We start from the raw sequence: 3,205 nt of genomic DNA on the forward strand, positions 1-3,205 counted from the left end.
ACATTCTGACGGCGCAGGCGGTCACCACCGACTACGACCAGAACTACTTCCGTCGCGCCGGCATCGACATTGGCGAAACCATTCGCCTCGACGCCAACGACCTGTTCATGAGCCTGGCCGGCCCGGTGGCGATTGCCTACGCCGAATCGGTGGTGCCGGAAACGCCGCCGCCGAGCAGCGACAAGTTCAAGGTGTTCGATAAAGAGCCGCAGCGCCTGAACATCGACGATTTGTTCTTCCGCTCCATCGACCTGCCGCACTTCAACAAGGTCACCCAGGCCATCGAAGGCATCAGCCTGTTGCCAATCGAATCCAAGCGTTATCGCGCCTCGCTTGAGCAGTACAAGAATTCCGGCTACGACGCCGCCGCCCTGCACGATCTGCATTTCTTCAAGAACTGCTCGTCGGTGGTCTCGATCGTTTCGCTGCCCAAAGACTACAAGTTGTCGTACATGGACCTGAACCGGTTGAAGACGCACCTCAACAGCCTGTTCCCCAACACCACGCTCAAGCGCTATGCACTGGTGATCGGCGCCTCGGCCAACCTGTCGCTGACCACATTGATTGCGAAGAGCCCGTGCCTGTCGGACGACTTCCTGACCTTGATCGTCGCGTTCATCAAGCGCTGCTTCGCGAAGACCCCGTACCGTTTCGACGAGACGCTGGACAATTCGATCCTCGACTTCATCATCAACGAGGACTTCGACGAAGAACGCATTGATGATCTGCTCAACGAATTCGAAAACCCGGCGAAGATTCTCGACACCAACTGGTACGCGATCAAACCGATGTACGAGAAGAAGTACCGCGAACTGATCAACGACAAAGAGAAGTTTGTCTCGATCAACGACATTCGCCTGTCGCGCGATTGCGTGAAGAAGTCGATCAAGTACCTGCGCGAGATCTATCGTCACCGGATTGGCAAGACCAAGGTTATTTCGCTGAATAACCATACCGGCAAGTCGTTCACGGTCTGACATTAAGACCGAGTCGCCCCCATCGCGAGCAGGCTCGCTCCCACAGGGGATTTGTGAGCACCGCAGATCCAATGTGGGAGCGAGCCTGCTCGCGAAGAGGCCAACGAATCCCCTGAAAATTTCAGCCTTTCCAACATCCAGAAACAATTAAGCAGCCGTTAGGCTGCTTACTAAACTGTTCCCGTTACGTTTACGTCACCGTGAGCCACCCTCGCTTGTGGCGTTTCTCTACGGCAACGTGCCATCACGCTACTCGGCTACCCACTTTTCAACGATGACGCCGCGCACTACAAAGGTGCAAGCCGTCAGACCTGCGCCCTTTCCTGGATCAGAATCCACGGCGAAACCACCACCGCCCACAGCTGCGGATCACGTTCAAAAAGATCCAGCGCCCGCGTTTCAGACAGCTTGGCGACCTTGTCTTCGGCCAGCCAGGCAGCGACTTTCTCGCCCTCATCCGACGCCACGGCCTCGGCAGCGGCGATCAAATCAAGGTCAGGGTCGACCCACAATAGGGCACCCTTGGCGAAGAACGGCTCCAGCTCTTTCCAGGTAATAGATGCGGTTTCACCAAGCAGCTTGGCATAGAGGGTGCTAGGTTCTTGATTCATGGGAACTGTCCGGAAAAGAAATCGACGCGAATGATAACGTCGGTGATCCGCCAGAAAAACCCGGTTGCAAATGGCTTTACCGAACGAAAAGAGCAGGAACGCCAGGGAATGCTGCTGATTGGGATATATGCCCACGAACGCCCCGCCGCAATTCTGTCTTTTTCATTCAAAAATGCGACACCCCCAAGTTTTGCCCCTCGGCGCCCGCTTCCCAGGCTGACAACCGGCGCTCTACACTGTACCGGTACAGTTGCCGGGGGCATTTCCGGAGGGTATCGCAAAGATATCTGACCCGGTTCTGCTGCTACGGCGCCAGAACTCAAAAAAATTACAACAGTAAGAGTGGAGCACTATGACTAAGGCTACTAAGCAGATTTCCAAACTGTTTGCCGCTATGGTTCTGGCCGGGGTTGCCAGCCATTCGTTCGCAGCTGACACCATCAAAATCGGTATCGCCGGTCCAAAAACCGGTCCTGTAGCCCAGTACGGCGACATGCAGTTCAGTGGCGCGAAAATGGCCATCGAGCAGATCAACGCCAAGGGCGGCGTCGACGGCAAGAAACTCGAAGCCGTTGAATACGACGATGCCTGCGATCCGAAACAAGCGGTAGCTGTTGCGAACAAGGTCGTCAACGACGGCGTCAAGTTCGTGGTCGGTCACCTGTGCTCCAGCTCTACCCAACCTGCTTCGGACATCTACGAAGACGAAGGCGTGATCATGATCACCCCGGCTGCCACCAGCCCGGACATCACCGCCCGTGGTTACAAAATGATCTTCCGTACTATCGGTCTGGACAGCGCCCAGGGCCCTGCCGCCGGTAACTACATTGCCGATCACGTCAAACCGAAAATCGTCGGCGTCCTGCACGACAAGCAGCAGTACGGTGAAGGTATCGCCACCGCCGTCAAATCGACCCTTGAGAAGAAAGGCACCAAAGTTGCCGTATTCGAAGGCGTCAACGCTGGCGACAAAGACTTCTCGGCCATCATTGCCAAGCTCAAGCAAGCCAACGTCGACTTCGTTTACTACGGCGGCTACCACCCTGAGCTGGGTCTGATCCTGCGCCAGGCTCAGGAAAAAGGCCTGAAAGCCAAGTTCATGGGTCCGGAAGGCGTGGGTAACGACTCGATCACCCAGATCGCCAAAGACGCTGCCGAAGGCCTGCTGGTGACCCTGCCGAAATCCTTCGACCAGGACCCTTCCAACATCGCCCTGGCTGATGCATTCAAAGCGAAGAAAGAAGACCCGAGCGGCCCGTTCGTGTTCCCGGCCTACTCGGCCGTGACCCTGATCGCCGAAGGCATCAAGGCTGCCAAGTCCGAAGACCCGGCCAAAGTGGCAGAAGCCATTCACGCCGGCACCTTCAAGACCCCGACTGGCGACCTGAGCTACGACGCCAAGGGCGACTTGAAAGACTTCAAATTCGTAGTCTACGAGTGGCACAACGGCAAACCTAAAACTGAAGTTTCGCCTCAGTAAGGCATTGCCGAACTGACTGCCAATAAAGCCCACGGCGTGCCGTGGGCTTTGTTTTACGAATGTATAGGGCCGCGCTGGCGTGATCCGCCAGTCTCCCCACCTGAAAATCTCAAAACCGTCATCAGCGGTTCGCTGGC

2 protein-coding genes and 1 pseudogene are annotated in these 3,205 nt (G+C 56.3%); 2 read left to right on the forward strand and 1 reads right to left on the reverse strand.

Annotated elements, in window-relative coordinates:
- A pseudogene (locus ACIOVB_RS27235) lies at positions 1 to 977 on the forward strand (hypothetical protein); the annotation flags it as partial.
- Positions 978 to 1,282: 305 nt separating this feature from the next.
- On the opposite strand, the gene ACIOVB_RS27240 reads toward ACIOVB_RS27235, so the two are convergent.
- On the reverse strand, positions 1,283 to 1,588 hold the full coding sequence (locus tag ACIOVB_RS27240; RefSeq protein ID WP_187679443.1) for a DUF2288 domain-containing protein: 306 nt from the start codon (positions 1,586 to 1,588) through the stop codon (positions 1,283 to 1,285).
- A 352-nt stretch (positions 1,589 to 1,940) separates the two neighbouring features.
- Between ACIOVB_RS27240 and ACIOVB_RS27245 the strand changes: the two genes are divergently transcribed.
- Positions 1,941 to 3,068 (forward strand): branched-chain amino acid ABC transporter substrate-binding protein, encoded by a 1,128-nt coding sequence (locus ACIOVB_RS27245; protein WP_401272245.1) that lies wholly within the window; start codon positions 1,941 to 1,943, stop codon positions 3,066 to 3,068.
- Positions 3,069 to 3,205 lie beyond the last annotated feature (137 nt).

Source organism: Pseudomonas sp. NPDC087639 (genome assembly GCF_044743385.1).
In the GTDB taxonomy this organism is placed as follows: Bacteria; Pseudomonadota; Gammaproteobacteria; order Pseudomonadales; family Pseudomonadaceae; genus Aquipseudomonas.